General features: G+C 77.6%; 2 protein-coding genes and 1 pseudogene. 2 read left to right on the top strand and 1 reads right to left on the bottom strand.

The annotated features are described in order from the left end of the window. Positions 1-163, bottom strand: a pseudogene (locus AA75_RS51745) (HAD family hydrolase); the annotation flags it as partial. A gap of 149 nt (positions 164-312) precedes the next feature. Here AA75_RS51745 and AA75_RS10275 point away from each other — a divergent pair. Further along, positions 313-1,293, top strand: a complete 981-nt coding sequence (locus AA75_RS10275; RefSeq protein WP_033819567.1) for an iron-siderophore ABC transporter substrate-binding protein — start codon at positions 313-315, stop codon at positions 1,291-1,293. 78 nt (positions 1,294-1,371) lie between these two features. Then, positions 1,372-2,084, top strand: a 713-nt coding sequence (locus AA75_RS10270) for a class I SAM-dependent methyltransferase (protein ID WP_149038056.1), incomplete at its 3' end; no start/stop codon positions are given.

Here is a 2,084-nt window from a genome sequence, read left to right as displayed (position 1 = left end):
CCTCGGCGATCCCCCGGGCCAGCGGCGGGCCGAGCCGGCTGACCGCGAGGTCGCTGTCGATCCACACGCCGGTCTCGGCGGACAGCACGTCGTACGTGGCCTTGATGCCGGGACGGGTGTCGAGCAGGGTCATGTCGAGGTCGAAGCCAACGGTGAGCGCCATGGCCGCCAGCCTATGCGGTGGCCGACAGGCCACCCCGGGAGCGGCGAAATGAACCGGACCGACCCGGCAAACCGGACATAATCGCTGAGAGCCGGCCGCGTCGACCCCGAGCACGGGCCGGGCACCGACCGCGATCCGGAGGTCCGCGCGTGCCGCCCCAGCCGTCCCGCCGCGCCGCCCTGGCCGGGCTCGGCGCCGCCCTGCTGGCCGGGTGCACCGGCTCCGGCGGTCAGCCGCAGTCCCCGCCGGCCGGCACCGCGGCGGGCCGGGCCCCCGTACCGACCCCGGGCGGCACCGTGCAGGCGGGCAACGGCCCGGTGGTGGTGCCCGCGCACCCGGTCCGGGTGATCGCGCTGGACACCGCCGAGCTCGACTCGGCGATGACGCTGGGCATCACCCCGGTCGGCGCCCTCAAGGCCCCGCTGGACGCCGGGCTGCCCTCGTACTGGCCGCTCTCGCGGCTGGAACAGGTCGAGGTGGCCGGGGACATCGGCGACCCCGACCTGGCCCGGATCATCGGCCTGACCCCGCAGCTGATCCTCGGCAACCTCGCCCGGGACGACGGCCGTTACGACGCGCTGGCCCGGATCGCCCCCACCGTCCTCAGCCGGACCACCGGCGCCCCCTGGCGGGACAACTTCCAGCTGCACGCGGCCGCGCTCGGCCGCCGGGAGCAGGCGGCCGCCGTGGTGGGCGCGTACAACCGGCACGTCGCCCAGGCCGTGCAGGCGATCGGCGCGGCCGGCTCGGGCGGGCGGCGGATCAGCGTGGTGCGGTTCGTCGAGGGCTCCCCGGGGATCCGGCTGTACGGGCGGCAGAGCTTCATCGGCACGGTCCTGACCGACCTGCAGCTGAACCGGCCGGACCCGCAGAACACCGACCGGCTCGACGTGGAGGTGACCCTCGACCAGCTCGCCCTGGCCGACGGCGACTTCCTGTTCCACTCCACCTACGGCGACCCCGACCGGGCGGGCGCCACCACCGCCCTGAGCAGCTCCGCCTGGCAGGCGCTGGGCGCGGTCAAGGCCCACCGGGCGTTCCCGGTCGAGGACCAGCTCTGGTTCGAGGGCATCGGGTACACCGGCGCCAACCTGGTCATCGCCGAACTCCAGCGCGCCCTCGGCGGGTAGTGCGGCGGGTGCTGCCGGGCGCCGGGAACCGCCTGGCCGCTCTTGCCCGGCGGCCACCCGGCGGGCGAGCATGACGGCATGCCCGACGCCCAGCAGCGCCCGCCCGAGGCCCGCGACCGCGCGCCCGAGGCCCGGGACCGCACGCCCGACACGCGGCGCGGCGAGGACCCCGCCCGCCGGCGCAAGGACGAACTCGCCCACACCTTCTCGCTGGTCGCCGACGACTACGAGGCCCGCAACGGCCCGTTCTTCAACCCGGTCGGGGCCCGGCTGGCCGCGCTGGCCGCGCTGCGGCCGGGCCGGCGGGTGCTCGACCTCGGCTGCGGTCGGGGTGCGGTGCTGTTCCCGGCGGCCGAGGCGGTCGGGCCCGGGGGGACGGCGGTCGGGATCGACCTGGCGCCCGGGATGGTCCGCCGCACCTCGGCCGACGCCGCCGCCCGCGGGCTGGCGCAGGTCTCGGTGCGGCTCGGCGACGCGGAACGGCCGGGCTTCCCCGACGGCTCCTTCGATGCCGTGCTGTCCTCGTTCGCGGTCATCCACACCCCCGATCCGGCCGCGGCGGCGGCCGCGGCCCACCGGCTGCTGGCGCCGGGCGGGCTGTTCGGGTTCACCGCCTTCGGCGCGGAGGACCCCCGCTGGGCCGAGCCCTCGGCGGCGCTCGCCGCCTTCGCCGCCGACCCGCCGCCCGGCGCCCTGCGCGGCGGGCGCACCGGCGGCTCCAACCCGCTCGCCCGGGACGCGGACGGCGCGGCCGGGCTGCTCACTGCGGCGGGCTTCACCGAGGTCCGCAG

It is taken from the genome of Kitasatospora sp. MBT63 (genome assembly GCF_000710465.2).
Classification (GTDB): Bacteria; Actinomycetota; Actinomycetes; order Streptomycetales; family Streptomycetaceae; genus Kitasatospora.
This window is presented reverse-complemented; position numbering and strand designations above follow the sequence as displayed.